Origin of the sequence: Bradyrhizobium sp. LA6.1, assembly GCF_040547805.1 — a bacterium.
GTDB classification, from domain to species: domain Bacteria; phylum Pseudomonadota; class Alphaproteobacteria; order Rhizobiales; family Xanthobacteraceae; genus Bradyrhizobium; species Bradyrhizobium barranii.
The window spans coordinates 344,815-370,125 of record NZ_JBEPQK010000001.1; the positions used below are offsets into that span (position 1 = coordinate 344,815).

The following is a 25,311-nucleotide window of genomic DNA, read 5'->3' on the forward strand; positions in this document are numbered from 1 at the left end:
TGCTAAAGCTCTCCCATGATTCCCTGGGAAAAGATCGACACCGCCAAAATCCCCGGCTCCGACGAAGAGCTCCGCCTGATGCGGCGCGGCAAGGAGTTCTCCATCAAGCTCGGCACCAACGAGCTGATGAACAATCGCCTGTCGGGCTCTGAGGCCGCGCTCGCAACTCTCGCGGCAAAGCAGATCGAGACGGTCGCAAAACCCGTTGTCCTCATCGGAGGCCTCGGGATGGGCTTTACGCTGCGCGCGGCGCTGACTGTGCTCGGGAGCAAGGCGAAGATCGTGGTCTCCGAGCTCGTGCCGGCGGTGGTCGCCTGGGCGCGCGGCCCGATGGCCGAGGTCTTTGGCGACAGTCTCGATGATGTCAGGGTGAAGATCCGGGAGACTGACGTCGGCGGGATCATCCGCGCGCAGCGGTCGGCCTTCGACGCCATTCTGCTCGACGTCGACAACGGGCCGGAGGGGCTGACCCGGAAGGGCAATAACGCACTCTACAATGCGAGCGGGTTGAAAGCGGCGAAGGTGGCGCTGCGGCCGGGCGGCGTGCTCGCCGTCTGGTCGTCGGGACCCAACCCGGCCTTCACCAAGCGCCTCGGCAGCGCCGGCTTCGATGTGAACGAAGTCAACGTTCGCGCCACCGGACGAGGCGGCGGCGCGCGCCATGTGATCTGGATCGCGAGGAGGAGCTAGGCGGCGATTTGTAGCCCGGATGGAGCGAAGCGAAATCCGGGGCGGTCGATCCGCAAAGAGTGGTCCCGGATTACGCTGCGCTTCATCCGGGCTACGGCTCTAGAACATCGTATTGTTGTTCGCCGGATTTTCCGGGATGTCCTGAACAACGTCCCAGTGTTCGACGATCTTGCCGTTTTCCAGCTTGAAGATATCCACGATCGCGCGGCCCCTGCTGCCGGGCTCGCGAACGGAGTGGACGTGCAGGATGACAAAGTCGCCGTCGACGAATGAGCGCTTGACCTCGCTGTGCGAGCTCGGGAACTTTTCGCGCAGGAAGCCGATGAACTTGCGAAAACCGTCCGGACCATCGGGCGCGTTCGGATTGTGCTGGACATAACGGTTGCCGACATAGGCGAGGGCGGCGTCGGCGTCCTTTTGGTTAAGGCCCTTCTCGTAGAAGGCCAGTACGGCGGCGCGGTTGGCTTCTTCCTGCGCGCTGGCGGCCAGCGCAGCGCCGTTGCCGAGGGACAGCATGAGAATGGAAGCCGCAATCATTGCGACGGACCGGACGATGAGATGCATGTGAGCTCCGAGAGGCCGCAGCCTCTGTCTTGCGATTGAGGAAGGCCTGTATAGCTTTCGCCCCGGCTCGCGTTAAGAGAGTAACCGGAAGCTCACATGGTCACCGCGAGGAGACCGGTCGCGTCTACGCCGCCTGCGCCGCCGCCCCATGAGCGTGTTTGTCGATGGCGCGGATGATGTCGGGCCAGAAGCGCATCGGCAGCGCATGGCCCATGCCGTCGATCATCAATAGCTTTGCGCCGGGAATCGACTCTGCGGTGTCCTTGCCGCCTTCGGGCCGCACCAGCGGATCGACGGTGCCGTGAATGACCAGCGTCGGTGTTTTCACGCCACGCAGCCGCTCCTTGCGGCTGCCGGAGGCGAGTACGGCGCGGAGCTGCCGGCCGACGCCGGCCGGATTGAGGCCGCGTGCGAAGACGCGCTCGGCACGATCGGGGTCGAGCGCTTCCTCTTCCGGAAAGGACCCGGCGCGCAGCACCTTCCAGGTCTCGCCGAAGCGGACGATGAACTCCTCCTTGCTGCGTGGCGGCGGCGCCATCAGCATCGCGGAGGCCTCGCGTGTCGGCGGCGGCACACGCGGATTGCCTGTCGTCGACATGATCGAGGTCAGCGAGCGCACGCGCTCTGGAAACGACAGCGTCACCTCCTGCGCGATCATGCCGCCCATCGAGGCGCCAACCAGATGCGCCGACTTGATGCCGAGCGCATCCATCAGGCCGACCGTGTCCTTCGCCATGTCGATCAGCTTGTAGGTCGCGGCCACGGGAATCCTGAGAAAGCGCAGCTTCAACAGCTCGAGTGGCGTCAGGCGTTTACCGCCCGTCAGATGGCTCGACTTGCCGATGTCGCGATTGTCGAAGCGGATCACGCGAAACCCATGCACGGCGAGCTGCTCGCAGAACGCATCGTCCCAGTGGATCATCTGCGCCCCGAGCCCCATGATCAGCAGCAGCGGCTCGGCATTGTCGTTGCCAAAGATCTCGTAGCAGATGTCGATGCCGTTGGCGCGGATGGTCTGGGGCGGCTGATGGGTGGTCACGGGCGCGTTCCCTCCTGCTGATCGATGCTGTATCGCACGGTTTGCCGCCGCAAAGAAGCCGTGTGCGCCGCACCGCGCGACCTGCCGGTTGACCGCTCCCTCGCAACGGTGTGGTATGGCGAAAAAAGAAGGGCATCGCAGCTCTCGATATCAGGAGGACGCCGATGACCGACAAGACCAATGACCCGGTCGCCATGTGGCAGAAGATGGTTGGTGAGATGGAGAAGGGGTTCAACTCCTTCGCCAACCAGGCCATGTCGTCGCCCGAGTTTTCACAGGCGATGAACCGCGCGGGAGGAGTTGCTGCAGGTGCTCAGAAGCAACTCGGCGAGCTCATGGAAAAATATCTGGTCTCCATGAACCTGCCCAGCCGCGATCAGGTCACTGGCCTTGCCGAAAGGTTGCAAGCCATCGAAGGCCAGATCGGTGAGATCAAGTGGATGCTGAGCCAGATGGCGGCACGTTCCGGCGTATCTCAGGGCTCCGATACGGCATTGCGACCGCCGCGCACCAAGCGCCCGCCGTCCGAGGGCGGAGAGCAGACATGAATGCAGCCACCGGACTAGATTTCGCATCGCTCCCTGATCGCATCCAGTCCGAGGTGCAGCGCGCCATCCAGCGCAGCATCAAGGGCGTCGAATATTTTTCGACTTCGGGCCCTTCGCTCGGCTCGACGCCGAAGGACGTGCTGCATTCGCGCGGCACCATGAGCCTCTATCACTACCGGCCGATGTCCGACGAGATCTACCGCGTACCGGTCTTGATCGTGATGGCGACCACCAATCGTGGCTACATCCTCGATCTCGTGCCTGGTCAGAGCTTCATCGAGTTCCTGCTCAAGCGCGGCTACGACGTCTACATGCTGGACTGGAGCGCGCCGCGGCCGGAGGAGAAGAGCCTGCGCATGGAGGACTATGTCCTCGACTTCATCCCGGATTGCGTCCGCCGCGTGCAGGCCGATTCCGGCGAGCAGGACGTCTCCGTGATCGGCTATTGCTTCGGCGGCGTGCTGTCCCTGCTCTATGGCTCGATCCACAAGGACGGGCCGATGAAGAACCTGATCTGCTTCACCACGCCGATCGACTTTCGCGAGATGAAGCTGTTCTCGAATTTCTCCGACCGGCGTTATTTCGACGTCGACCGCCTCGTCGACAGCGTCGGCAACGTGCCGCCGGAGATGATCCTGTCCTCGTTCGAGATGCTGCGCCCGGCCTCGCGCACGGTGAGCCAGATCCAGCTCTGGGAAAACATCTGGAACGACGAGTTCGTGAAATCGTACCGGATGTTCGACCGCTGGGCGACCGACACGCTGCCGCTGGCGGGCGAATATTTCCGCACCATCACCAAGGACCTGATGTGGGACAACAAGCTGTTCAACGACACCATGTCGGTCGGCGGCCGCGCGGCGAAGCTCGAAGACATCAAGGTGCCGTTCCTGCACGCGGTCGCGGAGCACGATCACATCGTGCCGTATGAGGCCGCAAAACACCTGATCGCCAAGATCGGGTCCGAGGACAAGGAAGAGGTGATGCTGAAGGGCGGTCACGTCTCGCTGGTCGCCGGCGCCAATGCGGTGAAGCGGCTGTGGCCGAAACTGGATACCTGGCTGGGGAAGAGATCGACATGAGTGAGCAGCGTTCCTATCCGCGTCAGGTCAAGACCGACGCTGGCGATATCGAGATCCGCCTGATGTCGCCTGCGGACGAGGCCGCGATGCTGGCCTTCGGCAAGGGCCTGCCGACCCATGATCTGTTGTTCCTGCCGCGCAACATCAGCGAGCCGAAGGTGCTCTCGGCCTGGGTCAAGGAGATCGAGCGCGGCGCGATTACCAGCCTGCTCGCGGTCAGGGACGCCAAGGTCGTCGGCTGCGGCACGCTGGTGCGCGATCCGCATTCCTGGTCGCCCCATGTCGGCGAGATCCGGATGGTTGTTTCCCTCGACGTGCGCGGGAAGGGGGTCGGGCGGGCGCTCTCGCAGGAGACCTTTGCGCTCGCGCTCGGCGCCGGCCTGGAAAAGCTTTCGGTCCAGATGACGGTCGACCAGCAGGCGGCGATCGCCCTGTTCGAGAGCCTCGGCTTCAAGGCCGAGGCGCTGCTGCGGGACCATGTCCGGGACGTCGACGGCAAGACCCACGACATTGTCGTGCTCGGCCACAACATCGCACAGGTCCAGGCCCAGATGGAGGCCTATGGCTTGCCGGGAGCCGTCCAGCATTAGGGCGGCCGTCTCGCCTTCCGGGAACCCAACTGGCTAGGGAGGCGCCAAATTGCCTCCCATTAAGGCTGTTCACGATTTCGTGGTATCGCAGTGCAATACGAATATTGCATCGCACCATTAATTATGTCATATAAGCCGTGCCCCGGGCCAATGAGGACGGGGTGAGCCCATAGCTCAACCCAATGAGGATGGAGAGAACCCCATGACCACCGAAACCAACACTGCCTTCGAGGGCTTCAAGGACGCTTTCAAGAACATCCAGAACCTGGAAGTTCCCGAGGCCGCCCGCGAGTTCGTCAAGAAGTCCGCCAACACCGCCAAGGACCGTGCTGCCGAGGTGTTCGCTGGCTCCGAGCGCGTGACCGCCGCCGTCGAGAACGCGGTGACCGAGTCCGTCACCGAGGCCGGCAAGATCAGCCGCAACATCCAGCAGGCGATCTACGAGGACGCCGAGGCGTTCTTCGCGGGCATCGACAAGCTCGCGTCCGCCAAGTCGATCAGCGAAGCCGTCGAGATCCAGTCGAGCCTGCTCCGCGCCCGCGGCGAAGTTTTCGTCTCGCGCGCCAAGGCGACCGCCGACTATGTCGGCAAGCTCGCTGCCAACGGTGCGAAGTCCGCTCAGGACAACTTTGCCAAGGTCTACACCAAGACCGCTTGATACGGCACCCTGAGTACAAACTGAAATTTGAGGCCCGCTTCGGCGGGCCTTTGTTTTTTGCGCTGCCGTCATTGCGAGCGAAGCGAAGCAATCCAGTCCGTCTCCGTGGAAAGACTCTGGATTGCTTCGCTTCGCTCGCAATGACGAGTAGGGTGATGCAGTGATGACCCCGCCCGCTACCTTCTCCTTCGACACCCCCGGTGACGCCGAACGCGCGGCGGAGCTTCGCCGCGTCAAAGCACTGGCGACGCTGGTGCTGGCCTCGACGCTTGCCCTGTTCGTCGTTGCGAAATGGCTTCTGCCAGTGCATCCCGTGTTCGGCTTCATCGCGGCCTTCGCAGAAGCCGCGACCATCGGCGGGCTCGCCGACTGGTACGCGGTGGTCGCGCTGTTCAAGCGGCCGCTCGGCCTGCCGATCCCGCACACCGCGATCATCCAGAGCAATCAGGCCCGCATCGCCGACAAGCTCGGCGAGTTCATCCAGGTGCATTTCCTCGAGGCCCGCCCCGTCGAGGCCAAGCTGAGGGAGATCGATTTCGGCTCCTTCGTCGCCGACTGGCTGCGCGACCGCAAGCGCAGCGATGATCTCGCGCGTTTCGCGCTGCGCCTGCTGCCGGAGGCCGTCTCCGCGACGGAAAGCTCGGGTCTGATGACCTTCATCATTCGCCGCATGTCCTCGCAGCTCCAGGCGATCGACCTTGCGCCGCTCGCGGCCGGCACGCTGCGCGGCTTCGTCGCGGAAGGGCGGCATCAGATCCTGTTCGATGATCTCCTGCGCGTGATGCACGAGACGCTGAACCAGACCGAGACGATGGCGATGATCCGCGAGAAGGTGCGCGCGGAGTTGCCGACCCTGCTCAGGCTCTATCGCGCCGACAAGTTTCTGGTGAACAAGATCGTGGCGTCCGCCACGGCTTTTTTCAACGAGGTGCGCAGCGATCCCAAACATCCGTTTCGCGGCGAGTTCGATCGCATGGTGCTGGGCTTCGTCGATCGGCTCGGCACCGATCAGGCCTATATCGATCGTATCGACGGATTGAAGCGCGATCTGCTCGCCCGGCCCGAGCTTGCCGATCTCGCCCGGACCGTCTGGACCAACATGCGCTCCTTCATCGAGCGCAGCGCAAGCGGCGAGACGCAGGTACTGCAGCATCATCTCGCCGGCATGTTCGTCGCCGCGGGTGAGGCGCTCGCCGGCGATGCCGAGCTCCGCGGCGAGATCAACAAGGGCCTGGTGGCGGTGCTGCGCAGCTTCGTTGCGGATCAGAAGAGCGGCGTCTCGACCTTCATTTCCGACCAGGTCAAGGCGTGGGATATGGCGCAGTTGATTTCGCTGATTGAAATCAACATCGGCCGCGACCTGCAATACATCCGCTTCAACGGTTCGTTGATCGGCGGGCTCGCAGGTCTTGCGCTCTACTCCGTAGAATTCCTGCTTCGATGGTTGTGACTTTTGCGTCACGGACGCTGGCATTCACCTGCGGGCCTATTGTCGCCTTGGGCTTCACCCGCTTGAATGTCTGGAACCGGCCGCCTAGCTGATTCATGCTGCGTTGCGGAACGTTCGAGAAGCCGGACTGTTGGAATTCGTACCCATTTGCCGGCATCGCAACCGGTAGCCTTTTCAGCAATTCTGCCCAGGGGACCATTGATGACCGCTACTGCCCAGACGCTGCGTCCGCCGTCCCGTACCTTGATGTTCCTGGAAGGGCGCGCGATCCACGAGTTCGGCGCATTCCTCGGCGCGCTGCCGCTGCTGAGCCTCGCGCCCCGCGGCGATGGGCATCCGGTGCTGGTGTTCCCGGGCCTCGTGGCCTCCGACGCGTCGACGCGCGCGCTGCGCTCCTTTCTGACCAGCAAGGGCTACGCGGCAAGCGGCTGGCGCCAGGGCCGCAACTACGGCCTGCGCGAGGGCGTGCAGCATGCGATGGTCGATCTCGTGCAGGAGCTCAGCGACAAGCATGGCCGCAGGATCAGTCTGGTCGGCTGGAGCCTCGGCGGCCTCTATGCGCGCCAGCTCGCCAAGATGATGCCGGCGCGCGTGCGCCAGGTGATCACGCTCGGCAGCCCCTTCGCGGGCGATCCCCGTTCGACCAATGCCTGGCGCGTCTATGAATGGGCGAGCGGCCGGAAGTCCGACGAGGTCGATCCGCAGTTCGGCGGCGAGCTCGCCGTCCCGCCGCCGGTGCCGACCACCGCCATCTTCAGCCGCACCGACGGCGTCTGCGCCTGGCAGGGCTGTATGGAGAAGACGGGCGCGCAGACCGAGAGCATCGAGGTCGAGAGCAGCCATTGCGGCATGGGCCATCATCCCGCCGCCGTCTATGCGGTCGCCGACCGCCTCGCGCAGAAGGAAGGCCAGTGGCGGCCGTTCGACCGCAGCGGCTGGCGCAGCATGGTCTATCCCGATCCGCATCGGTAAGCGCGGCCTGCATGGTTCGAGACGCGCGGCTTTGCCGCGCTCCTCACCATGAGGACTGAGAGCTAGTGATGCGGCGCGAAAGCGATCAGACCTCATCCTGAGGAGGCGCGAAGGGCCGTCTCGAAGGATCGAGCCCGGCTCTCGCTTTGATTGTAGCTCCCGTCCATTGTCGCGCCCGCACCAAACGCGCTATGCCTCGCGCATGGCGCATCCATTGTCCCGCATCATCGACCAGCTCAAGCGTGAGCCGTCACGCACGGGCTCCATCGTCATCACCGTGTTTGGCGACGCGATCGTGCCGCGCGGCGGCTCGGTGTGGCTCGGCACGCTGTTGGAGTTCTTCGAGAGTGTGGACATCGATAGCGGCGTGGTGCGCACCGCGATGTCACGCCTTGCTGCCGATGGCTGGCTGACACGCGAAAAGGTTGGCCGGAACAGTTTTTATCGCCTGGCCGATAAAGGAAGTCAGACCTTCGAGGCCGCCACGCGCCACATCTACGATCCGCCATCGTCGGACTGGACCGGGCGTTTCGAGCTGCTCCTGATCGGCAACGGGGAGGATCGCGACGTCTCGCGCGAAGCGCTGCGCAACGCCGGCTTCGGCAGTCCGCTGCCCGGCGTGTGGGTCGCGCCATCAGGTGTGCCGGTGCCGGACGAGGCTGGCGGGGCAATCCGTCTCGAAGTCTCGGCTGAGGATGACAGCGGGCGCCGTCTGCTCAGCGCGAGCTGGCCGCTGGACCGCACCGCAGACGCCTATCTGAAATTCATGAAGACGTTCGAGCCGCTCCGTGCCGCTATCGCGCGCGGTGCGGATCTGTCCGAGGCCGACGCCTTCACCGCGCGCATCCTGCTGATCCACTATTACCGCCGTGTTGTGTTGCGCGATCCGCTGCTGCCCGAGAGCTTGCTGCCGGGCGACTGGCCCGGCAGGGCAGCACGTGAACTCTGCGGCGAGGTCTATCGCGCGCTGCTTGCGCCGTCGGAACAATGGCTTGATAGCCATGGAACCAATGAGAAGGGGCCACTGCCGCCGGCTCGAAAGCTCCTGGAGCGGCGGTTCGAGGCCTGATTTATATGTTACAGAAATATCTTGCATGACGTAATTTTTGTTATATATTGCCTCCCAATAAACGGGTGGATGCGCATGTATACCCAGGCGCTGAATACGGCCGAGACTGACGATCGCGGTCTCGAGGATGCGGCGAAGGCTGCGCAGTTCCAGGCCCGCATTGATGCCGAGGAGCGCATCGAGCCGAACGACTGGATGCCGGCGGCCTATCGCAAGACGCTCACCCGCCAGATCTCCCAGCACGCCCATTCCGAAATCGTCGGCATGCTGCCTGAGGGCAACTGGATCACGCGCGCGCCGACCTTGCGCCGCAAGGCGGCGCTGCTGGCCAAGGTGCAGGACGAGTGCGGCCACGGGCTCTATCTCTATGCCGCCGCCGAGACGCTCGGTACGTCGCGCGAAGAGCTGGTCGACGCGATGCTCACCGGCAAGGCCAAATATTCCTCGATCTTCAATTATCCGACGCTGACCTGGGCCGACATCGGCACCATCGGCTGGCTGGTCGACGGCGCCGCGATCATGAACCAGATCCCGCTGTGTCGTTGCTCCTATGGCCCGTACGCACGCGCGATGATCCGCGTCTGCAAGGAGGAGTCCTTCCACCAGCGCCAGGGCTACGAGATCATGCTGACGCTGTGCCGCGGCTCGGATGAGCAGAAGGCGATGGCGCAGGACGCGCTGAACCGCTGGTGGTGGCCGGTGCTGATGATGTTCGGTCCGCCCGATGCGACGAGCCAGCACAGCGACACATCGACGAAGTGGAAGATCAAGCGCTTCTCCAATGACGAGCTGCGCCAGAAGTTCGTCGATGCCACCGTGCCGCAGGCGCAATATCTCGGCCTCGCCATCCCCGATCCCGGCATGACGCGGGACGCCGAAGGGCACTGGCGCTACAGCGAGATCGACTGGACCGAATTCAAGCAGGTGCTCGCCGGCAACGGCCCGTGCAACCGCGATCGGCTTGCCGCGCGTCGCAAGGCGCACGATGAGGGCGCCTGGGTGCGCGAGGCGGCAGCTAGCTATGCCGCAAAGCGCGCGCAGCGTCAGACCGCACAAGCCGCGGAATAAGGAGATCACGATGGCCACGCCGAACACACCGCTGTGGGAAGTCTTCATTCGCAGCCGCAACGGGCTCGCGCACAAGCATGTCGGCTCGCTGCATGCGAATGACGCCACCATGGCCCTGCAGGCCGCGCGCGACATCTACACCCGCCGCGGCGAGGGCCTGTCGATCTGGGTCGTGCCGTCGACCGCGATCACCGCGAGCGATCCCGCCGAGAAGGGCATGATGTTCGAGCCAGCGGAATCGAAGATCTACCGGCATCCGACGTTCTACGAGGTGCCTGAGGAAGTGGGGCACATGTGATGCTTGTGGCCAACATCCAGGTCTCCGAAACGCCGCTGGTGCTCTACGCGTTGCGCCGCGCCGACGATGCGCTGATTCTCGGTCATCGTCTGTCGGAATGGTGCGGACATGCGCCGATGCTGGAAGAGGACATGGCGCTCTCCAACATCGCGCTCGATCTGATCGGCCAGGCGCGTGAACTCTACACCTACGCAGCCAAAGCCGAAGGCAAGGACAACAACGAGGACAAGCTCGCCTATTTGCGCGACGTCAGGCAGTACCGCAACCTGCTGCTGGTCGAACAGCCGAATGGCGACTTTGCCCAGACCCTGGTGCGGCAGTTCTTCTATTCCGCCTTCGCCGACCTCTATTGGCGCGCGATGATGAATTCGCGCGATACGACGCTCGCGGCCATTGCCGCCAAGTCCGAGAAGGAGAGCGCTTATCATCTGCGCCACGCCTCGGAATGGATCATTCGGCTTGGCGACGGTACCGGCGAGAGTCACGCCAGGGCGCAGGCCGCGATCGATCATCTCTGGGCCTTCACCGGAGAGATGTTTGCCGTCGACGAAGGCGAACGCGCTTTGATCCATGCCGGCATCGCTGTGGATCCCGGCACCTTGCGCGGCCGCTGGCTGACAACGTTGTCTGACGTCGTTGGTGAAGCAACGCTCAGGCTGCCGCAGAATGACTGGATGCAGCAGGGCGGCCGCGTGGGCCGCCACAGCGAGCATCTCGGTCATCTCCTGTCCGAGCTTCAGTCGATGCAGCGTACATTTCCGGGGCAGACATGGTGACGGTGCTCGAGCGCGACAGCGAGCTGCGCCGGCGCGCCTGGGATGCCGCGGCGAGCGTCGTTGACCCTGAAATCCCGGTGCTGACCATCGCCGATCTCGGCGTGCTCCGCGACGTCGAGCTCGACGGCGATCATGTCGAGGTCGCGATCACCCCGACCTATTCGGGCTGCCCGGCCATGAACATGATCGCGTTCGAAATCGAGCTTGCGTTGGAACGCGCCGGTTTTCGCCAGCCGAAAGTGCGCACCGTGCTGTCGCCGGCATGGACCACCGACTGGATGAGCGAGGAGGGGCGCCGGAAGCTGCACGCCTACGGCATCGCGCCGCCGCAAGCCTCCAGCTCACGCCGCGCGCTGTTCGGCGAGCAGGCCGTCGCGTGCCCGCAATGCGGCTCTGACAAGACCGAGCTGCTGTCCGAGTTCGGCTCGACCTCCTGCAAGGCGCTCTGGCGCTGCAAGGCCTGCCGCGAACCCTTCGATTATTTCAAGTGTCATTGACCATGTCCGCAGCCGCACCGCGCTTTCATCGCCTGACCGTCAACGACCTCCGCCGCGAGGCGGCCGACGCTGTGTCGATGACCTTCGCGGTCCCCGGCGAACTCGCGGGCGACTACGCTTTCGCGCCCGGCCAGTACCTCACGCTCCGCACCATGCTGGATGGCGAGGAAGTCCGGCGCTCCTATTCGATCTGCTCGGGTCCTGACGATGGCGAGATCCGCATTGCCGTGAAGAAGATTGACGGCGGAGCATTTTCGAACTGGGCGGCGGATGAACTCAAATGCGGCGACGAGCTCGACGTCATGACGCCAACCGGACGCTTCGGCGTGATCCCGCCGGCAGATGGCGGACGCATCCATGTCGGCTTAGCCGCAGGCTCCGGCATCACGCCGATCCTGTCGATCGTCAAGGGCGTGCTCGCGCGCGAGCCGGACAGCCGCTTCTTCCTGTTCTACGGCAACCGCGCCACCGACAACATCATGTTCCTGGAGGCACTCGAGGAGCTGAAGGACCGCTTCATCGATCGCCTCTCGATCTTCCACGTCATCTCCGGCGAAGAGCAGGACATCCCGATCCTGCATGGCCGGCTCGACGGCGACAAGGTGAAGGTGCTGCTGCGCTCCCTGGTGCCGGCCGCGAGTGTCGATCATGTCTTCATTTGCGGTCCATCAGGCATGAGCGAGGATATCGAGGCGACCTGCAGGGATCTCGGCATCGCGGAGGAGCGCATCCACGTGGAGCGCTTCGTCTCCGAATTCGGCGGCAAGCCGCGGCCGAAGAAGGCCGTTGCGCCCGACGCGCCGCCAAAGGCGATCGCCTCGCTGATCATCGACGGCAAGCGCCGCGACGTGCCGGTCGCCGAGGATGAGGCGATCCTCGATGCCGCGCTGCGCGCCGGCGTCGATCTGCCCTTCGCCTGCAAGGGCGGCATGTGCTCGACCTGCCGCGCCAAGCTGGTCGAGGGCGAGGCGCCGATGGACATCAACTATTCGCTGGAGCCCTGGGAGTTGAAGGCCGGCTTCGTCCTGACCTGCCAGGCAAAGCCGTCGTCGGAGCGGGTCGTCGTCGATTACGATCACGTTTGACAGTTATGGCCAGGCAGCAGAGCATTATGGCCAAACACTTGGCCGGGAGAAGCGCGTGAGCGTCAAAGCCAACCTGTTGCCCGAGGATATTGCCCGCGCCTGCGCCGACGCGATGTGGGCGGAGGATGATGCCTCCAAGGGTCTCGGCATGGAGGTCGTCGAGATTGGTCCGGGCTTCGCGATGCTGGCGATGAATGTGCGGCCGGACATGGTCAACGGCCAGCGCATCGCCCATGGCGGCTTCATCTTCACGCTCGCCGATTCCGCCTTCGCCTTTGCCTGCAATTCGCACAATGAACGTGTCGTGGCGGCACAGGGCCAGATCACCTTCATCAAGCCGGGCAAGCTTGGTGACCGCCTCGTTGCAAGGGCGCGCGAGGTCAGCCGTGGCGGACGCTCAGGCATTTACGATGTGCGCGTGACAGCTGGCGACACCGTCATCGCGGAATTCCGGGGGCATTCGCGTGTCATTCCCGGCACGTGGCTGCCGACGCAAGATCAATAAAAAGAACCAACCAATAAAAAGAACCAACCAATGTGGGGAAACGAGCATGGCTCTGACGAGGCTCAAGGAAGGTGGCAACGCCTATCGTGCCGAGATGGACGCGCATGAGCGCGCGTCACGTGACGAGATCATGGCGCTGCAAAAGCAGCGGCTGGCCTGGTCGCTGAAGCATGCCTACGACAACGTCGCGCATTACCGCCAGGCCTTCGACAAGGCCGGCGTGCATCCGTCCGACTTTCGCGAACTCTCCGATCTCGCGAAATTCCCGTTCACGGTGAAGACGGATCTGCGCGACAATTATCCCTTCAACATGTTCGCCGTGCCGCGCGAAAAGCTGGTGCGCGTGCATGCCTCCTCCGGCACCACGGGAAAGCCGATCGTGGTGGGCTATACGCAACGCGACATCGATACCTGGTCGGAGGTGATGGCGCGCTCGATCCGCGCCGCCGGCGGCCGCACGGGCATGATCATCCACAACGCCTATGGCTACGGCCTGTTTACCGGCGGATTGGGCGTGCACTACGGCGCCGAAAAACTTGGTTGCACCGTGGTGCCGATCTCCGGCGGCATGACCGAGCGGCAGGTGCAGCTCATCAACGATTTCCGGCCCGACATCATCACGGTGACGCCGAGCTACATGCTGGCGATCCTCGACGAGTTCAAGCGCCAGAAGCTCGACCCGCGCCAATGCTCGCTCAAGGTCGGCATCTTCGGCGCCGAGCCCTGGACCAATGCGATGCGCGGCGAGATCGAGGACGCCTTCGACATGGACGCGACCGACATCTATGGCCTCTCGGAGGTGATCGGTCCAGGCGTTGCGCAGGAATGCATCGAGACCAAGGACGGCCTGCACATCTGGGAGGACCATTTTTATCCCGAGGTGATCGACCCGGAGACTGGCGTGGTGCTGCCGGACGGCGCGAAGGGCGAGCTGGTCTTCACCTCGCTGACCAAGGAAGCCTTCCCGGTGATCCGCTATCGCACCCGTGACCTGACGCGGCTGCTGCCGGGCACGGCGCGGCCGGGCATGCGGCGAATGGAGAAGGTAACGGGCCGCTCGGACGACATGATCATCCTGCGCGGTGTCAATCTGTTCCCGACCCAGATCGAGGAGGTGCTGCTCGCGACCGACTGGTGCGGCGGGCATTTCATTCTTGAACTCACCCGCGAAGGCCGCATGGACGAGCTGACCATCATTGCCGAGGCGCGGCCGGAAAGCTGGGACGGCCGGGGGCTAGTCGATCACGCCGACCGCATCGCGACCCACATCAAGAACACCATCGGCATCAGTTCCCAGGTGCGCGTGGTCGCGCCGGCCACGCTGGAGCGCTCGCTGGGCAAGGCCAAGCGCCTCTACGACAAGCGGCCGAAGGACTAGCTGTCGCTCCTCGTGGTGAGGAGCGCCGAAGGCGCGTCTCGAACCATGAAGGCCCGGATGCTGCAGCGCGGGCCTGCATCCTTCGAAAACGCCGCTCGCGCGGCTCCTCAGGATGAGGGGAAGCGGTTGACTTGACCGGTCCCAAAGGCGACAAGGCCCGCGAGAAATCGTGGGTCTTTCGATGTCATCAGCCGATCGCAAAACCGTCGAAGCGCGCTGCGTCCGCCTCAATGCCAAGGCCGACAATGCTGCGGCGATCGCGCCGCTGATCGAGCGTCATATGCTCACGCGCGGTCCGAAGGATCTCCTGATCGAGATCAAGGCCGCCGCCGTCAACCCGTCCGATGTGAAGGCCGCGACCGGGCTGATGCCCTATGCAGTCTTCCCCCGCACGCCCGGCCGCGATTATGCTGGCGTGGTGATTGACGGGCCGGCCGATACGATCGGCCGCGAGGTGTTCGGCTCCTCCGGCGATCTCGGCATCCGCCGTGACGGCACCCATGCCAGCCATCTCGTCGTCGAAGCTGACGCCGTGGTGGAGAAGCCGAAGACGGTGTCCTGGGAGGAGGCCGCCGGCATCGGCGTGCCCTTCGTCACCGCAATGGAAGGCTTTCGCCGCGCCGGCATTCCGAAGCCCGGCGAAACCGTGCTGGTGTTCGGCGTCAACGGCAAGGTCGGTCAGGCCGCGGTCCAGATCGCGACCTGGCAGGGCGCGCGCGTCATCGGCGTGGTGCGCAAGGCGGAAGCCTATGAGGGCCATGCCAACGCAGCCATCGAGACGATTGACGCCTCGGCGACCGATGCCGCCACGCGCGTGCGCGAACTGACCGGCGGCAAGGGGGCCGACATCGTCTTCAACACGGTCGGCGATCCCTATTTCCAGGCCGCACACAAATCGCTCGGATTGCGCGGCCGCCAGATCCTGATCGCCGCGATCGACCGCATCGTGCAGTTCAACATCCTCGAATTCTACCGCGGGCAACACACCTATGTCGGCATCGACACGCTCGGGCTGTCCTCGGCCGCGACCGGCGCGGTGCTGCGCGACCTCGGCCCCGGCTTTGCGAGCGGGCACCTGAAACCGTTCCCGATCAAGGCGAATGCCGTCTATCCGCTGGAGCGCGCCAAGGAGGCCCATGTCGCGGTCGCCGGTTCGTCGCGGGATCGCGTGATCCTGAAGCCTTGACCATGGACTCGTCCACTCAACTCGTCATCCTCGCCGGCCTCATCATCGGGCTCATCTATGGCGCCGTGGGCCTGCTCAGCGGCTTCTGCCTGATGAGCAGCATACGCGGCTGGCTGGCCGAAGGAGACGGGCGGCTGGTGCGGACCTTTGCGATGGCGATGGCTGTTGCGGTTGCTGCGAGCCAATTCCTTGCCGGTAGCGGCATGGTCGATCTCGGCAAGTCGATCTATCTGCAACAATCCTTTTCAGTGCCGGTGCTGTTCCTCGGCGGCCTGTTGTTCGGCTACGGCATGGTGTTGTCGAACGGCTGCGGCTCGCGGGCGCTGGTGCTGCTCGGCCGCGGCAATCTCCGCTCCTTCGTCGTCGTGATCGTGCTCGCCATCGCCGCGCAGATGACGCTCAAGGGCCTGATCGCGCCGGTGCGCATTGCGCTGGTCCAGGCCTCGCAAACGACCGTCAACGCCAACTCGCTGCCGTCACTGTTGGCGACGCTCGGTCCCGGTGAAGGGGTCTCGCGCGCGCTGAGCGCTGCTGCAATCGCCGTTGCGCTGATCCTGTTTGCGTTCGCACACCCGGCATTCCGGCGTTCGCCGGGCCAGATTGCAGCCGGTGTCGTCGTCGGGCTCCTGGTCGCTAGCGGCTGGTTCGTCACCGGCTATCTCGGCGCCGACGATTTCAATCCCGTCCCGGTGACGTCGCTCACCTTCGTCGCGCCGATCGCGGACGCGCTGCAATACGCCATGCTTTCGACCGGTCTGACGCTCAACTTCGGCATCGCCACCGTTGCCGGCGTTCTCGCCGGCAGCCTCGTCACCGCGCTCGCCACGGGCCGTTTCCACCTCGAAGGTTATTCGTCGCCGCGCCACATGCTGCGCTCGGCCGGCGGTGCAGCGCTGATGGGGATAGGCGGCGTGATGGCGTTCGGCTGCTCGATCGGTCAGGGGCTCACCGGCGTATCGACGCTTGCTCTGGGCTCGTTCGTCGCGGTCGCCGGCATCCTGCTCGGCACGTCGGCCGGCCTGCGCGGTGCACTGCGGGTTCAGCCGCTCGCGGTGGCTTGACCGCGCAGCAGCCGGTCGCCCAGCGTCGCGAGACCGATGCCGGTGACGATCAGTCCGGCCGCGACGGCAAGACTCATGTCGATTGGCTCGCCCAGCAGGATCGCAGCACTGGCGATGCCGACGAGCGGCGTCCCGGTGGTGCCGAGCGAGGTCGTCAGGGCCGAGATGCTCTTGTTGACCATCGACATCGCCCAATAGGCCAGCGCCGTTCCGATCAGGCCGGAATACAGGAAAAGCAGCACGAGCTTCCACGACCATTCCGCGTGCGGCGGGCCCTCCATGATAGCAGCCGATCCCGTCAGTACGATCGTCGCCACGAGCACCTGCCAGAGCAGGAGCTGGAGCGGCGATGCAATCCAGCGATGCGCGCTCATATAGATGATGTTCGCGGCCCAGGACATCGCGGCCAGGACGACCATGCCGGCCCCGAGCAGGACGTTGGTATTGGTCCAATCGATCGACGTGGGGTTCAGGATCACGGCAAGGCCGACGAGTCCGAGCAAGGCGCCGGCGAGCTTGGGCGCCGTCAGCGTATCCTTCCCCAGCAAGGGCGCGGCGATCGCGACCCAGAGCGGCGTGGTGTAGCCGAGCACGATCGCTTTGCTCGCGGGCAGGAAGCGCACACCGGCCGCAACCAGAACCGAGAACACCGTCATGTGCAGCAGCGCGACGCTCAGGATCACCGGAATGTCGCGCCGCTCCGGGATCATCAGATTGTTGCTCAGCCCGAGGATCACGAACAATCCGGCCAGCGCGATCCAGCTCCGGATCGCCGAAGTCCACAGTGGCGGGAGGAACTGGACGAGTTGCTTCGTCACCGACCAGTTCACGCCCCAGGCCAGCACGACGATCAGGAACAGGCCGACGGCCGCGCGGGAGGAGAGGGAGTTCATCGCAAAATCCTTGAAGCAGTCCAGTCCGGCGCATAGCATCCGGATTGGCACCTGAAAAAGTGCCAGATCGGAAAGGAATAAGGTGCCAGTTTCGGAAGGTGTGATCTCCGCCCTGATCGAGCTGAAGCGGACCGACGACGAGGGGCTGACGGCGCAACTGACGAGCCAGCTGCGAGACCTGATCGCGACCGGTCGGCTCGGCAAAGGTCGCGCGCTGCCGTCGAGCCGCCGGCTCGCGAGCGACCTCGGCGTGTCGCGCAACACCGTTACTTATGCCTTCGAGCAGCTCGCCGCCGAGGGATATCTCGAGGCGTCGCACGGTCGTCGTCCCATGGTCACGGTCGACGGCGGCCGTAACGAAGAGGCGGGTGCCGTCGCACCGAGCGTCCGCTCTGGCAAGCCGCGGCTCTCGCCCTGGGCGTCGAAGCTCAAGCAGACCGACTGGCCGATGTCCTATCAGGCGCCGCTAAAGCCCCTGCGTCCGGGGCATGGAGATGCGCGGGAGTTTCCGCACGAAGTGTGGGCCCGCTGCCTGCGCCGCAGCGCGGTGCGCGCAGCCAAGCGCGAGCTTGGACCGGTCAACCGGACGCGCCTGCGCCAGGCGCTGGCGCATTATCTGGCCGCCAGCAGGGGCGTCCGCGCCACCGCAGACCAGATCCTGATCCTGCCGAGCGCGCAGGCCGCGCTGACCCTGATTGCGGCTGCGCTCATCACGCCCGGCGACGATGTCTGGGTCGAGGATCCCGGCTATCCCGGTGCGGCGGCGGCCTTCCGTGCCTCCGGCGCGCGCGTGATGGGGATGAAGCTGGATGGGCAGGGCATGCAGCGGATGCCGGGCATGGCCGCGCCAAAGCTCATCTTCATGACGCCCTCGCACCAGCATCCGACCGGGCGGTTGATGTCGCTCGCGCGCCGCACCGAATTCTTGGGCATGAGCAGGCCAGGCGAGACCTGGATCGTCGAAGACGATTACGATGGCGAATTCCATTATGACAGCCGGCCGGTGCCGGCCTTGCAGGGGTTAGACGCCCATGGCCGCGTGTTCTATGTCGGAACGTTTTCGAAGGCGATGACGTCGGATATCCGGCTCGGCTATGTCGTCGCGCCACCAGGGCTGGTCGGCACCCTCGAGATCGCACAGCGGCACATCGGGCTGATCGCCTCCAGCCACATCCAGGAAGCGCTGGCGGAGTTTATCGCCGACGGGCATTTTCTCGCGCATCTGCGTCGGATGCGGCGGCTCTATCACGCGCGCCGCGATCACCTCGTCGAGGGACTGGAGCGCCACCTGGGCGAACTTCTCTCCGCCGAAGTGCCCTCGGGCGGCATCCAGCTGGTCGCCCGCCTCAAGCGCGGTCGCGCCGATCAGGCGGCGGTGCAACGGCTGGTCGAGGCAGGCGTCGAAACGCGGGCCCTGTCCAGCCTGGCGCTCGGCCGTCCACGCGACCATGGCCTGCTGCTCGGCTTCGCGGCCTGGCGCGAGAATGAGATCAGCGCGGCGGTGCGGACCATGGCGTCGTGCTTCTAGAGCATGATCCGGAAAAGTGTGAAGCGGTTTTCCGAAAAGATCATGCTTAAACAATAACGCGCTAGTCCACGGCCTTCGTCACGATGCGGATCTCCGAGGTCAGCGTCCGGTGCACCGGGCACTTGTCGGCGATCTCCATCAGCTTCTTGCGTTGCTCCGCATCGAGCGCGCCGTCGATCGCGATGTCGCGCTCGATCTGGTCGAGCATGCCATCGCGCGTCTCGCACTCCGCGCAATCCTTGGCGTAGATTTTCGAATGCTTCAGCGTGACCGTGACGCGATCGAGCGGCAGCGATTTGCGATCGGCATAGAGGCGCATGGTCATGGAGGTGCAGGCACCCAGCCCGGCGAGCAGGAAGTCGTAAGGGCCGGGGCCGGCATCCTCGCCGCCAGCGGCGACCGGCTCGTCAGCCACCAGATGGTGCGGGCCGACGGTGATGGCCTGGTTGAACTTGCTCTTGCGGGTCTCCTGCACGACCACTTTGCGCGGCTCCTCCGCGAGATCCATCGCCTTCGCGGGCTTCGCGGTGTCGATGTAGCGGCTGGCCCAGGCCGCGATCACGTCGGCCGCGTAGAGGGCGTCGGCCGGCTTGGTCAGGAGATGATCGGCGTGGTCGAGCGAGACGAAGCTCTTGGGGTGTCTTGCCGCAACGAAAATCTTGGTCGCATTGTCGATGCCGACGGTGTCGTCGACAGGGGACTGCATCACCAGCAGGGCCTTGTGCAGGCCGGTGATGTCCTTCATCAGTTCTTGCTCGGCGATGTCGTCGAGGAATTCGCGCTTGATGCGGAACGGGCGCCCCGCGAGCGAGACCTCGACTTCGCCCTGCGCGCGGATGCTGTCGAGCTGCTCGCTGAACAGACCGGTGACGTGAGCGGGATCGGACGGCGCCGCGATGGTCACGACAGCCTTGGCTTCCGGAATCCTTCCGGCGGCGGCGAGGATCGCGGCACCACCGAGGCTGTGGCCGATCAGGATCGACGGCGCCGTGCGGACCTGGCGCAGATGATCGGCGGCGCGCATGAGGTCGGCGACGTTGGAGGAGAACGTCGAATTGGCGAAATCGCCTTCGCTGGAGCCGAGCCCGGTGAAGTCGAAGCGCAGCACCGCAATGCCCTTGGCGGCGAGCGCAACCGAGATGCGTTTTGCCGCCAGCGTGTCCTTGCCGCAGGTGAAGCAGTGCGCGAACAGCGCGTAGGCCCTGGGCTCGCCATCGGGCAGTTCCAGCGCGGCGGCTAGTTGATGGCCACCTTCGCCGGTGAATTGAAAGCGTTCCGTCGGCATGGGATTCCCCCGTCCTTGCTTGAACTTAATCGCTTGAATAACGCTGCTCGGCCCAGGGATCGCCGCGGTTATGATAGCCGCGGACTTCCCAGAAGCCCGGCGCGTCCTCGGTCAGGAATTCGATGGCCTGAAGCCATTTGGCGCTCTTCCAGAAATACAGATGCGGCACGACGAGTCGCACCGGGCCGCCGTGCTCTTCGGTCAGCGGCTGACCCGACCAGCTGTGGGCGAGCAGCGCGTCCTCGGCGGCAAAGTCTTCCAGCGTGAGGTTGGTGGTGTAGCCGTCATGGGAATGCAGGACCACGAAGCGCGCATCCTCGCGCGGCCGGCAGGCTGCCAGCAACTCGCGCGTCGCAAGCCCTTCCCATTGATTGTCGTAGCGCGACCAGGTCGTCACGCAATGGATGTCGGACGTGATCTGCGCCTGCTTCTGCGCCGCGAATTCGGCAAAGGTCCAGAACACGGGGGTCTCGATCGCGCCGTAGACGTCGAGCCGCCAGCGTTCGCGCGAAACCGGCGGCACGACTCCGAGATCGAGCACCGGCCAGTCCTTGGTGAGATGCTGGCCCGGCGGCAGCCGCTGATCCTCCGGTCGCGTAACGCGGCCCGTGAGGAAGCGGCCTTCGCGCGCCCATTTTTCCTTGGTGCGCGTCAGCTTGCTGTCGGGCGGCTCGTTGTCGTCGGCCATGAGCTACTCGTGGCGATGCATCGCGGAGGCGTGCTTGGTGTCACGCATGGTGGAATAGATGATCAGCGACAGGCAGATGACGCCGGCGAGATAGTAGTAGAACCACTCCTCATGCCCGATGCTCTTGAAATAGAGCGCGATCGCCGGCGCCGTGCCGCCGAAGATCGAGACCGTGATGGCGTAGGGCAGGCCGACGCCGAGGGCGCGGACATTGGTCGGGAACAACTCGGCCTTCACCACAGCGTTGATCGAGGTGTATCCGGCGACGAACAGCCAGGCGCAGCAGATCAGAATGAAGGCCATGAAAGGCGACTTGGTCTCCTTCAGCGTCATCAGCAGCGGCACGGTCGCGAGCGTACCCGCGACACCGAAGAAGATCAGCAACGGCTTGCGCCCGATCTTGTCGGAGATCGCGCCGTAGATAGGTTGCAGGATCGTCGCGAAGATCAGCGTGCCGAAGATCACGAAAGTGGTCTGGTCCTCGGTCAGGCCGACCGAGAGCTTGACGAAGGTCTGCATGTAGGTGGTGAAGGTGTAGAACGCCGCGGTACCGCCGGCCGTGAGGCCGACGACCAGCAGCAGCTCGCGGGGGTAGCGCAGCAAATTGGTGATCGAGCCGGTCGGCTTCACCACCTTCTTGGCTTCCTCGAAGGCCTCGGTCTCGTGCAGATTGCGCCGCATCACTGCGGCAAAGATCGCCAGCGCCGCGCCGATCGCAAACGGGATGCGCCAGCCCCAGGCCTTGAGCTCCTCCGGCGTGAGGAAGACCTTTTGCAGGAGCAGCAGCACGATGATCGCGGTGAGCTGGCCGCCGATCAGGGTGACGTATTGAAAGCTCGAATAGAAGCCGCGATGCTTGGGATCGGCGACCTCGCTGAGATAGGTCGCGCTGGCACCATATTCGCCGCCGAGGCTCAGGCCCTCGATGACGCGGGCGAGCGCCAGGATCACCGGCGCGGCGAAACCGATGGTCGCATAGGTCGGCGTCAGCGCGATGATCAGCGAGCCGAAGCACATGAAGACGACCGACAAGGTCAGCGAGATGCGCCGGCCGAAATGATCCGCGATGTAGCCGAACAGCCAGCCGCCCAGGGGGCGCATCAGGAAGGTCGCCGCGAACACCACGGCGACGTTCAATTGCTGGACGACGGGGTCGTTGCCAGGGAAGAAGGCCGGAGCGAAATAGAGCGCGAACGCCGTATAGGCGTAAAAATCGTACCACTCGACGAGATTGCCGATCGAGCCGATGAAGATCGCCTTGATCCGCCGTTTGGCGTCGGCGATGTCGATGTCGATGTGATCAGAGGCCGGTAGGGTTGCTTGCTCTGTCACGTCCGGCCTCTCTCCGTTGGTCTTGGAAAGGCCTACATCGCCTTTCCGAACAGAAATGGCAACTGGCGGGGGCCTCTCACCGTGCCCTGTGACCAGGTCACCGTGCCTGCCGGATCGAGGGAGAAGTCCGGGATCCGCTTCAGCCATTCCTCCAGCGCAACCTGCATCTCCATGCGTGCAAGGTTGGAACCGACGCAGCGGTGGATGCCGAGGCCGAAGGCGGCATGGCGATTCTCCCGGCGGTCGATCACGACTTTGTCAGCGTCCGGAAACATCTTGGGGTCGCGGTTGGCGGCCGGGAACGACAGCAGCACCATGTTGCCCGCCTTGACCGGGCAGCCCGAGATCGTGGTCTCCTTGACCACCTCGCGGGCCATGGTCACCGGCGAATAGGCCCGCAGCAGCTCCTCCACGGCGATCGGGATCAGCCCGGGCTCGGCGATCAGCCGTTCGCGGTCGGCCGGCGTCCGGGCGAGATGCCAGAGCGAGGAGCCGATCGCACTCCAGGTGGTGTCGATGCCGGCGATCAGGAGCAGCCGCAGCGAACCCAGCACATGGGACTCTTCCAGCGGCTGGCCTTCCTTGTCCTTGGCGTTCATCAAATAGGAAATCAGGTCGTCGGTCGGCTTCGATCTGCGCTCCTCGATATGCGTCCTGAAATAGGCGCTCATCTCCTGCACGGCCTGGAGCAGCTTGCTCTCGTCCTTGATGCCGAGCTCGAGGATCATGTGGATCCAGTCGATGAACCGATCGCTGTCGCTCTCGGGAATGCCGAGCATGTGGGCGATAGCCTGAACCGGAATATATTTGCTGTAGCGCGCTGCGGCATCGACCTTGCCATCGGCGATGAACCCGTCGATCAGCTCGTTGCAGATCGCGCGCATCCGCGGTTCCAGCTTCTTCATCGCGTCCGGCGTGAAAGGCGGCAACAGCAATTGCTTGGCTGGCTTGTGTACGGGCGGGTCGGAGGTGATCGGCGGAGCGGCGTTCCTGGCGACTTCGGGTCGAACGTCACGGACGATGATGCGGCGCGAGGAGAAATGCTCGGTGTCGTTGGCGATCTCGCGCACCGCCTCATAAGTCGTCGGCATGTAGCAGCCGAGGAAGCGCTTTGTATGCACCACCGGGCTCGCGGAGCGAAGCTCCTCCCAGATCGAGAACGGATCCTCCGTCCATTGCGGATCGGTGTGGTCGAAATCGTTGACCCAGTCGGTGACGGGCGGGTGGGCGACAGGCTGGCTGACGTCGGACATGGCAGGAAATCCCTCGGGGCTCGTGTTCGCTAAAAGCACGCAAGCGGGCAGGGGCCGCGCTACTCCTCGATCACATCGATCGCAATTTCCGGGCAGTTGGATTTGGCAAGCCACGCCTTGTCTTCGAGACCGGGGGGCACGGTGCCGTCCCCGGCCTCATGGGCGTTGCCGTATTCGTCGAGCTCGAACAGCTCCGGCGCGAGCGCCTTGCAGCGCGCGTGGCCCTGGCATTTGTCGGGATCGACGTGAACCCTCAGTCGCTCTGTCATGGCGGCTTCCTCGGTCGTGTGCGCGGGGCCCGAAGGCCGCGCGATCCTCATGTCAATTTTATCGGCGGCATTTGCCGCCGCTTTAAGTTATATGCTATTACATTCGCGGCGGGCTTCCCCTGTCAAGCGCAAACTTATAGGCTTGACGTAACATGCGTTCACAACTCGTCCGTAAGCCGGAGAATACTTACCACCATGGCGATCTCCGTGACGCCTTGATCAAGGCCGCGCTGCGCGAGGCGGAGCAGGGCGGCGCCGAGGCGATCAGCATCAAGGCGCTTGCCAAACAGCTCGGCGTCTCGCAGCCGGCGCCGTATCGGCATTTTGCCGACCGTGATGCGCTGCTAACGGCGGTGACGGCGGAAGCGTTCCGGCAGCTCAGTGCACTTCTGCGCGAGGCGATGGCGAAGCCGTCGAAGCAATCGAAACTGTCGCGGCTGGCGCAGGCGACGCTCGATTTCGGTCTGCGCCGCAACGGCATCTATCGCCTGATGTTCGCTTCCCGCACCGTGTCATGCGCGGCAAAGGGCAGCGAGCTGCACGACGCCACGCGCGAGACTTTTGCGCTGGTGATCGAAGCCCTCGAGGCGCCGGCGGTCGGCTTCTTGCGCGAGCGGCAAGCGCTCAAGATCTGGGCGGCGTTGCATGGCGTGGTGATGCTGGCCGAGCAGGGCCTGTTCACCGGCGAGGCCGCGCATGCCACGCGCGAGGAACTGGTCGAGGACTTTGTGAACGAAACGAAGGCCGCGCTTGCTGCTGCGATCAAGGATGCGCGTCGTCGGAAAAAGGCCGGCGCCTAGGCCTTCGCTTTCAGCAGCCTCATCAACTTGTCGACCGCGCTGTCCGGGGTCGTCACGACCGGGCGGCCGGTGGCTTCGGCGACCAGCGGCGCGGTTGCCGCGATGCTGAATTGCGCGAGCGCAATGACGTCGCAATCGCGCAAGTCCTTTGAAGCCTCGACAATCAGCCTGTCGTGCGTGGCGCGATCGCCGCGATCGAGCGCCGCCAGCGCGCCCTCGGCGAGTTTCGGCACGACCTGGGCCGAGGCCGGAAACTCCGGTAGCATCGAGGCCAGTGTCGGCGGGAAGGTCGAGAGCAGGCCAATTCGCTTGCCCATGGTCACGGCCTGCTCGATCATCGCCTCGTTCGGCTTCAGCACGGGCATTGGCGCATGTGCGCGCGCGACGGCCTCGATGCAGGGGCCGAACGCCGAGCAGGTGAACAGGATTCCGTTCGCTCCCGTAGCTGCCGCATAGTCGCCGAGCGCGAGGAAGCGCTCGGTCATGGCATCGTTGAGCACGCCGTCGCGGGCCAGATCCGCCGACAGGCTGTCGTCGAGCAGGTTCATCAGCCGCGCCTCTGGCCACGCCTTCGCGAACGCAGCCTCGATCGGCGCGATGGAATGCTTGAGGGCGTGAATCAGGGCGATGCGCATCGGTGTCTCTTCTCCCTCTCCCCGTTCTTACGGGGAGAGGGTCGGGGTGAGGGGCTCTATCCACGTTGAAAGTGAGGGATGAATTCGCGGAGGCTCCCCCTCACCCGACCGCTGC

At 64.5% G+C, this 25,311-nt stretch carries 28 protein-coding genes; 19 read left to right on the top strand and 9 right to left on the bottom strand.

The window, feature by feature from the left end; genetic code table 11:
- The first annotated feature begins 15 nt into the window (after nt 1–15).
- The gene (locus tag ABIB99_RS01555; RefSeq protein WP_063984740.1) at nt 16–690 is read left to right on the top strand and encodes a spermidine synthase family protein; all 675 of its coding nucleotides are present in this window, start codon (nt 16–18) and stop codon (nt 688–690) included.
- 99 nt (nt 691–789) lie between these two features.
- Here ABIB99_RS01555 and ABIB99_RS01560 read toward each other — a convergent pair whose 3' ends face one another.
- Together ABIB99_RS01560 and ABIB99_RS01565 are read right to left on the bottom strand one after the other, a co-directional pair.
- The gene (locus tag ABIB99_RS01560; protein ID WP_063984739.1) at nt 790–1,254 is read right to left on the bottom strand and encodes a nuclear transport factor 2 family protein; all 465 of its coding nucleotides are present in this window, start codon (nt 1,252–1,254) and stop codon (nt 790–792) included.
- 124 nt (nt 1,255–1,378) lie between these two features.
- The gene (locus ABIB99_RS01565; protein WP_063984738.1) at nt 1,379–2,293 is read right to left on the bottom strand and encodes an alpha/beta fold hydrolase; all 915 of its coding nucleotides are present in this window, start codon (nt 2,291–2,293) and stop codon (nt 1,379–1,381) included.
- 164 nt (nt 2,294–2,457) lie between these two features.
- Here ABIB99_RS01565 and ABIB99_RS01570 point away from each other — a divergent pair, with 164 nt between their 5' ends.
- From ABIB99_RS01570 to ABIB99_RS01645, 16 genes are all read left to right on the top strand, one after another.
- Entirely contained in the window at nt 2,458–2,841 is a 384-nt protein-coding gene (locus ABIB99_RS01570; RefSeq protein WP_063984737.1) for a hypothetical protein, read from the top strand.
- Nucleotides 2,838–3,920: a PHA/PHB synthase family protein gene (locus ABIB99_RS01575; protein WP_063984736.1), complete on the top strand. Its 1,083-nt coding sequence runs from the start codon at nt 2,838–2,840 to the stop codon at nt 3,918–3,920. The genes ABIB99_RS01570 and ABIB99_RS01575 overlap by 4 nt, the downstream gene beginning before the upstream one ends.
- Nucleotides 3,917–4,510 carry a GNAT family N-acetyltransferase gene (locus ABIB99_RS01580; protein WP_063984735.1) on the top strand — a complete coding sequence of 198 codons (594 nt, stop codon included), beginning with the start codon at nt 3,917–3,919 and terminating at the stop codon, nt 4,508–4,510. The genes ABIB99_RS01575 and ABIB99_RS01580 overlap by 4 nt, the downstream gene beginning before the upstream one ends.
- 202 nt (nt 4,511–4,712) lie before the next feature.
- Nucleotides 4,713–5,168 carry a phasin gene (locus ABIB99_RS01585; protein ID WP_063984734.1) on the top strand — a complete coding sequence of 152 codons (456 nt, stop codon included), beginning with the start codon at nt 4,713–4,715 and terminating at the stop codon, nt 5,166–5,168.
- Between the two features lie 163 nt (nt 5,169–5,331).
- Complete coding sequence (locus ABIB99_RS01590) at nt 5,332–6,618, top strand: DUF445 domain-containing protein (protein ID WP_354174552.1); 1,287 nt, start codon at nt 5,332–5,334, stop codon at nt 6,616–6,618.
- A 201-nt stretch (nt 6,619–6,819) separates the two neighbouring features.
- Nucleotides 6,820–7,590 carry an esterase/lipase family protein gene (locus ABIB99_RS01595; protein ID WP_063984732.1) on the top strand — a complete coding sequence of 257 codons (771 nt, stop codon included), beginning with the start codon at nt 6,820–6,822 and terminating at the stop codon, nt 7,588–7,590.
- 202 nt (nt 7,591–7,792) lie between these two features.
- On the top strand, nt 7,793–8,659 hold the full coding sequence (gene paaX, locus ABIB99_RS01600) for a phenylacetic acid degradation operon negative regulatory protein PaaX (protein WP_063986563.1): 867 nt from the start codon (nt 7,793–7,795) through the stop codon (nt 8,657–8,659).
- 75 nt (nt 8,660–8,734) lie between these two features.
- Nucleotides 8,735–9,727: a 1,2-phenylacetyl-CoA epoxidase subunit PaaA gene (gene paaA / locus ABIB99_RS01605; RefSeq protein WP_063986562.1), complete on the top strand. Its 993-nt coding sequence runs from the start codon at nt 8,735–8,737 to the stop codon at nt 9,725–9,727.
- Nucleotides 9,728–9,737: 10 nt separating this feature from the next.
- The gene (paaB, locus tag ABIB99_RS01610; RefSeq protein WP_014496929.1) at nt 9,738–10,025 is read left to right on the top strand and encodes a 1,2-phenylacetyl-CoA epoxidase subunit PaaB; all 288 of its coding nucleotides are present in this window, start codon (nt 9,738–9,740) and stop codon (nt 10,023–10,025) included.
- Nucleotides 10,025–10,801: a 1,2-phenylacetyl-CoA epoxidase subunit PaaC gene (paaC, locus tag ABIB99_RS01615; protein WP_063984731.1), complete on the top strand. Its 777-nt coding sequence runs from the start codon at nt 10,025–10,027 to the stop codon at nt 10,799–10,801. The genes paaB and paaC overlap by 1 nt, the downstream gene beginning before the upstream one ends.
- On the top strand, nt 10,795–11,298 hold the full coding sequence (gene paaD, locus ABIB99_RS01620; RefSeq protein ID WP_354174555.1) for a 1,2-phenylacetyl-CoA epoxidase subunit PaaD: 504 nt from the start codon (nt 10,795–10,797) through the stop codon (nt 11,296–11,298). The genes paaC and paaD overlap by 7 nt, the downstream gene beginning before the upstream one ends.
- Before the next feature lie 2 nt (nt 11,299–11,300).
- Nucleotides 11,301–12,383, top strand: coding sequence for a 1,2-phenylacetyl-CoA epoxidase subunit PaaE (gene paaE, locus ABIB99_RS01625; protein ID WP_354174557.1), 1,083 nt, complete (start codon nt 11,301–11,303; stop codon nt 12,381–12,383).
- Between the two features lie 55 nt (nt 12,384–12,438).
- Entirely contained in the window at nt 12,439–12,888 is a 450-nt protein-coding gene (gene paaI, locus ABIB99_RS01630; RefSeq protein WP_354174559.1) for a hydroxyphenylacetyl-CoA thioesterase PaaI, read from the top strand.
- Nucleotides 12,889–12,934: 46 nt separating this feature from the next.
- Nucleotides 12,935–14,266, top strand: a complete 1,332-nt coding sequence (gene paaK, locus ABIB99_RS01635) for a phenylacetate--CoA ligase PaaK (protein ID WP_354174561.1) — start codon at nt 12,935–12,937, stop codon at nt 14,264–14,266.
- Between the two features lie 181 nt (nt 14,267–14,447).
- On the top strand, nt 14,448–15,452 hold the full coding sequence (locus ABIB99_RS01640; protein WP_354174564.1) for a quinone oxidoreductase family protein: 1,005 nt from the start codon (nt 14,448–14,450) through the stop codon (nt 15,450–15,452).
- Between the two features lie 2 nt (nt 15,453–15,454).
- Nucleotides 15,455–16,513, top strand: a complete 1,059-nt coding sequence (locus tag ABIB99_RS01645) for a YeeE/YedE family protein (RefSeq protein ID WP_354174566.1) — start codon at nt 15,455–15,457, stop codon at nt 16,511–16,513.
- On the opposite strand, the gene ABIB99_RS01650 is transcribed toward ABIB99_RS01645, so the two are convergent.
- A complete protein-coding gene (locus ABIB99_RS01650; RefSeq protein ID WP_354174568.1) occupies nt 16,492–17,406 on the bottom strand; it encodes a DMT family transporter in 915 nt (304 codons plus the stop codon). The genes ABIB99_RS01645 and ABIB99_RS01650 overlap by 22 nt on opposite strands.
- 82 nt (nt 17,407–17,488) lie before the next feature.
- On the opposite strand from ABIB99_RS01650, the gene pdxR reads away from it, so the two are divergent.
- Nucleotides 17,489–18,934, top strand: a complete 1,446-nt coding sequence (pdxR, locus tag ABIB99_RS01655) for a MocR-like pyridoxine biosynthesis transcription factor PdxR (protein WP_354174570.1) — start codon at nt 17,489–17,491, stop codon at nt 18,932–18,934.
- Between the two features lie 61 nt (nt 18,935–18,995).
- On the opposite strand, the gene ABIB99_RS01660 is transcribed toward pdxR, so the two are convergent.
- Genes ABIB99_RS01660 through ABIB99_RS01680 form a run of 5 tightly spaced genes read right to left on the bottom strand, consistent with a single transcriptional unit; the run spans nt 18,996 to nt 23,761 of the window.
- Nucleotides 18,996–20,219: a bifunctional alpha/beta hydrolase/OsmC family protein gene (locus tag ABIB99_RS01660; protein WP_354174572.1), complete on the bottom strand. Its 1,224-nt coding sequence runs from the start codon at nt 20,217–20,219 to the stop codon at nt 18,996–18,998.
- A 25-nt stretch (nt 20,220–20,244) separates the two neighbouring features.
- Nucleotides 20,245–20,907 (bottom strand): sulfite oxidase-like oxidoreductase, encoded by a 663-nt coding sequence (locus tag ABIB99_RS01665; protein WP_354174574.1) that lies wholly within the window; start codon nt 20,905–20,907, stop codon nt 20,245–20,247.
- A 3-nt stretch (nt 20,908–20,910) separates the two neighbouring features.
- Nucleotides 20,911–22,239: an MFS transporter gene (locus ABIB99_RS01670; RefSeq protein WP_063984720.1), complete on the bottom strand. Its 1,329-nt coding sequence runs from the start codon at nt 22,237–22,239 to the stop codon at nt 20,911–20,913.
- Nucleotides 22,240–22,271: 32 nt separating this feature from the next.
- The gene (locus ABIB99_RS01675; RefSeq protein ID WP_063984719.1) at nt 22,272–23,492 is read right to left on the bottom strand and encodes a cytochrome P450; all 1,221 of its coding nucleotides are present in this window, start codon (nt 23,490–23,492) and stop codon (nt 22,272–22,274) included.
- Nucleotides 23,493–23,551: 59 nt separating this feature from the next.
- The gene (locus tag ABIB99_RS01680) at nt 23,552–23,761 is read right to left on the bottom strand and encodes a ferredoxin (protein ID WP_007607931.1); all 210 of its coding nucleotides are present in this window, start codon (nt 23,759–23,761) and stop codon (nt 23,552–23,554) included.
- A 152-nt stretch (nt 23,762–23,913) separates the two neighbouring features.
- On the opposite strand from ABIB99_RS01680, the gene ABIB99_RS01685 reads away from it, so the two are divergent.
- Entirely contained in the window at nt 23,914–24,561 is a 648-nt protein-coding gene (locus ABIB99_RS01685; RefSeq protein ID WP_063984718.1) for a TetR/AcrR family transcriptional regulator, read from the top strand.
- Here the strand turns inward: ABIB99_RS01685 and ABIB99_RS01690 are convergent.
- Nucleotides 24,558–25,196, bottom strand: coding sequence for an aspartate/glutamate racemase family protein (locus ABIB99_RS01690; RefSeq protein ID WP_354174578.1), 639 nt, complete (start codon nt 25,194–25,196; stop codon nt 24,558–24,560). The genes ABIB99_RS01685 and ABIB99_RS01690 overlap by 4 nt on opposite strands.
- Nucleotides 25,197–25,311: the final 115 nt, after the last annotated feature.

Excerpts from the sequence above, each read along its gene's own strand:
- ABIB99_RS01555 (WP_063984740.1), top strand. The coding sequence starts at position 16 with ATGATTCCCTGGGAAAAGATCGACACCGCCAAAATCCCCGGCTCCGAC.
- ABIB99_RS01560 (WP_063984739.1), bottom strand. The coding sequence starts at position 1,254 with ATGCATCTCATCGTCCGGTCCGTCGCAATGATTGCGGCTTCCATTCTC.
- ABIB99_RS01570 (WP_063984737.1), top strand. The coding sequence starts at position 2,458 with ATGACCGACAAGACCAATGACCCGGTCGCCATGTGGCAGAAGATGGTT.
- ABIB99_RS01575 (WP_063984736.1), top strand. The coding sequence starts at position 2,838 with ATGAATGCAGCCACCGGACTAGATTTCGCATCGCTCCCTGATCGCATC.
- ABIB99_RS01580 (WP_063984735.1), top strand. The coding sequence starts at position 3,917 with ATGAGTGAGCAGCGTTCCTATCCGCGTCAGGTCAAGACCGACGCTGGC.
- ABIB99_RS01585 (WP_063984734.1), top strand. The coding sequence starts at position 4,713 with ATGACCACCGAAACCAACACTGCCTTCGAGGGCTTCAAGGACGCTTTC.
- ABIB99_RS01590 (WP_354174552.1), top strand. The coding sequence starts at position 5,332 with ATGACCCCGCCCGCTACCTTCTCCTTCGACACCCCCGGTGACGCCGAA.
- ABIB99_RS01595 (WP_063984732.1), top strand. The coding sequence starts at position 6,820 with ATGACCGCTACTGCCCAGACGCTGCGTCCGCCGTCCCGTACCTTGATG.
- paaX (WP_063986563.1), top strand. The coding sequence starts at position 7,793 with ATGGCGCATCCATTGTCCCGCATCATCGACCAGCTCAAGCGTGAGCCG.
- paaA (WP_063986562.1), top strand. The coding sequence starts at position 8,735 with ATGTATACCCAGGCGCTGAATACGGCCGAGACTGACGATCGCGGTCTC.
- paaB (WP_014496929.1), top strand. The coding sequence starts at position 9,738 with ATGGCCACGCCGAACACACCGCTGTGGGAAGTCTTCATTCGCAGCCGC.
- paaC (WP_063984731.1), top strand. The coding sequence starts at position 10,025 with ATGCTTGTGGCCAACATCCAGGTCTCCGAAACGCCGCTGGTGCTCTAC.
- paaD (WP_354174555.1), top strand. The coding sequence starts at position 10,795 with ATGGTGACGGTGCTCGAGCGCGACAGCGAGCTGCGCCGGCGCGCCTGG.
- paaE (WP_354174557.1), top strand. The coding sequence starts at position 11,301 with ATGTCCGCAGCCGCACCGCGCTTTCATCGCCTGACCGTCAACGACCTC.
- paaK (WP_354174561.1), top strand. The coding sequence starts at position 12,935 with ATGGCTCTGACGAGGCTCAAGGAAGGTGGCAACGCCTATCGTGCCGAG.
- ABIB99_RS01640 (WP_354174564.1), top strand. The coding sequence starts at position 14,448 with ATGTCATCAGCCGATCGCAAAACCGTCGAAGCGCGCTGCGTCCGCCTC.
- ABIB99_RS01645 (WP_354174566.1), top strand. The coding sequence starts at position 15,455 with ATGGACTCGTCCACTCAACTCGTCATCCTCGCCGGCCTCATCATCGGG.
- ABIB99_RS01650 (WP_354174568.1), bottom strand. The coding sequence starts at position 17,406 with ATGAACTCCCTCTCCTCCCGCGCGGCCGTCGGCCTGTTCCTGATCGTC.
- ABIB99_RS01660 (WP_354174572.1), bottom strand. The coding sequence starts at position 20,219 with ATGCCGACGGAACGCTTTCAATTCACCGGCGAAGGTGGCCATCAACTA.
- ABIB99_RS01665 (WP_354174574.1), bottom strand. The coding sequence starts at position 20,907 with ATGGCCGACGACAACGAGCCGCCCGACAGCAAGCTGACGCGCACCAAG.
- ABIB99_RS01675 (WP_063984719.1), bottom strand. The coding sequence starts at position 23,492 with ATGTCCGACGTCAGCCAGCCTGTCGCCCACCCGCCCGTCACCGACTGG.
- ABIB99_RS01680 (WP_007607931.1), bottom strand. The coding sequence starts at position 23,761 with ATGACAGAGCGACTGAGGGTTCACGTCGATCCCGACAAATGCCAGGGC.
- ABIB99_RS01685 (WP_063984718.1), top strand. The coding sequence starts at position 23,914 with ATGCGTTCACAACTCGTCCGTAAGCCGGAGAATACTTACCACCATGGC.
- ABIB99_RS01690 (WP_354174578.1), bottom strand. The coding sequence starts at position 25,196 with ATGCGCATCGCCCTGATTCACGCCCTCAAGCATTCCATCGCGCCGATC.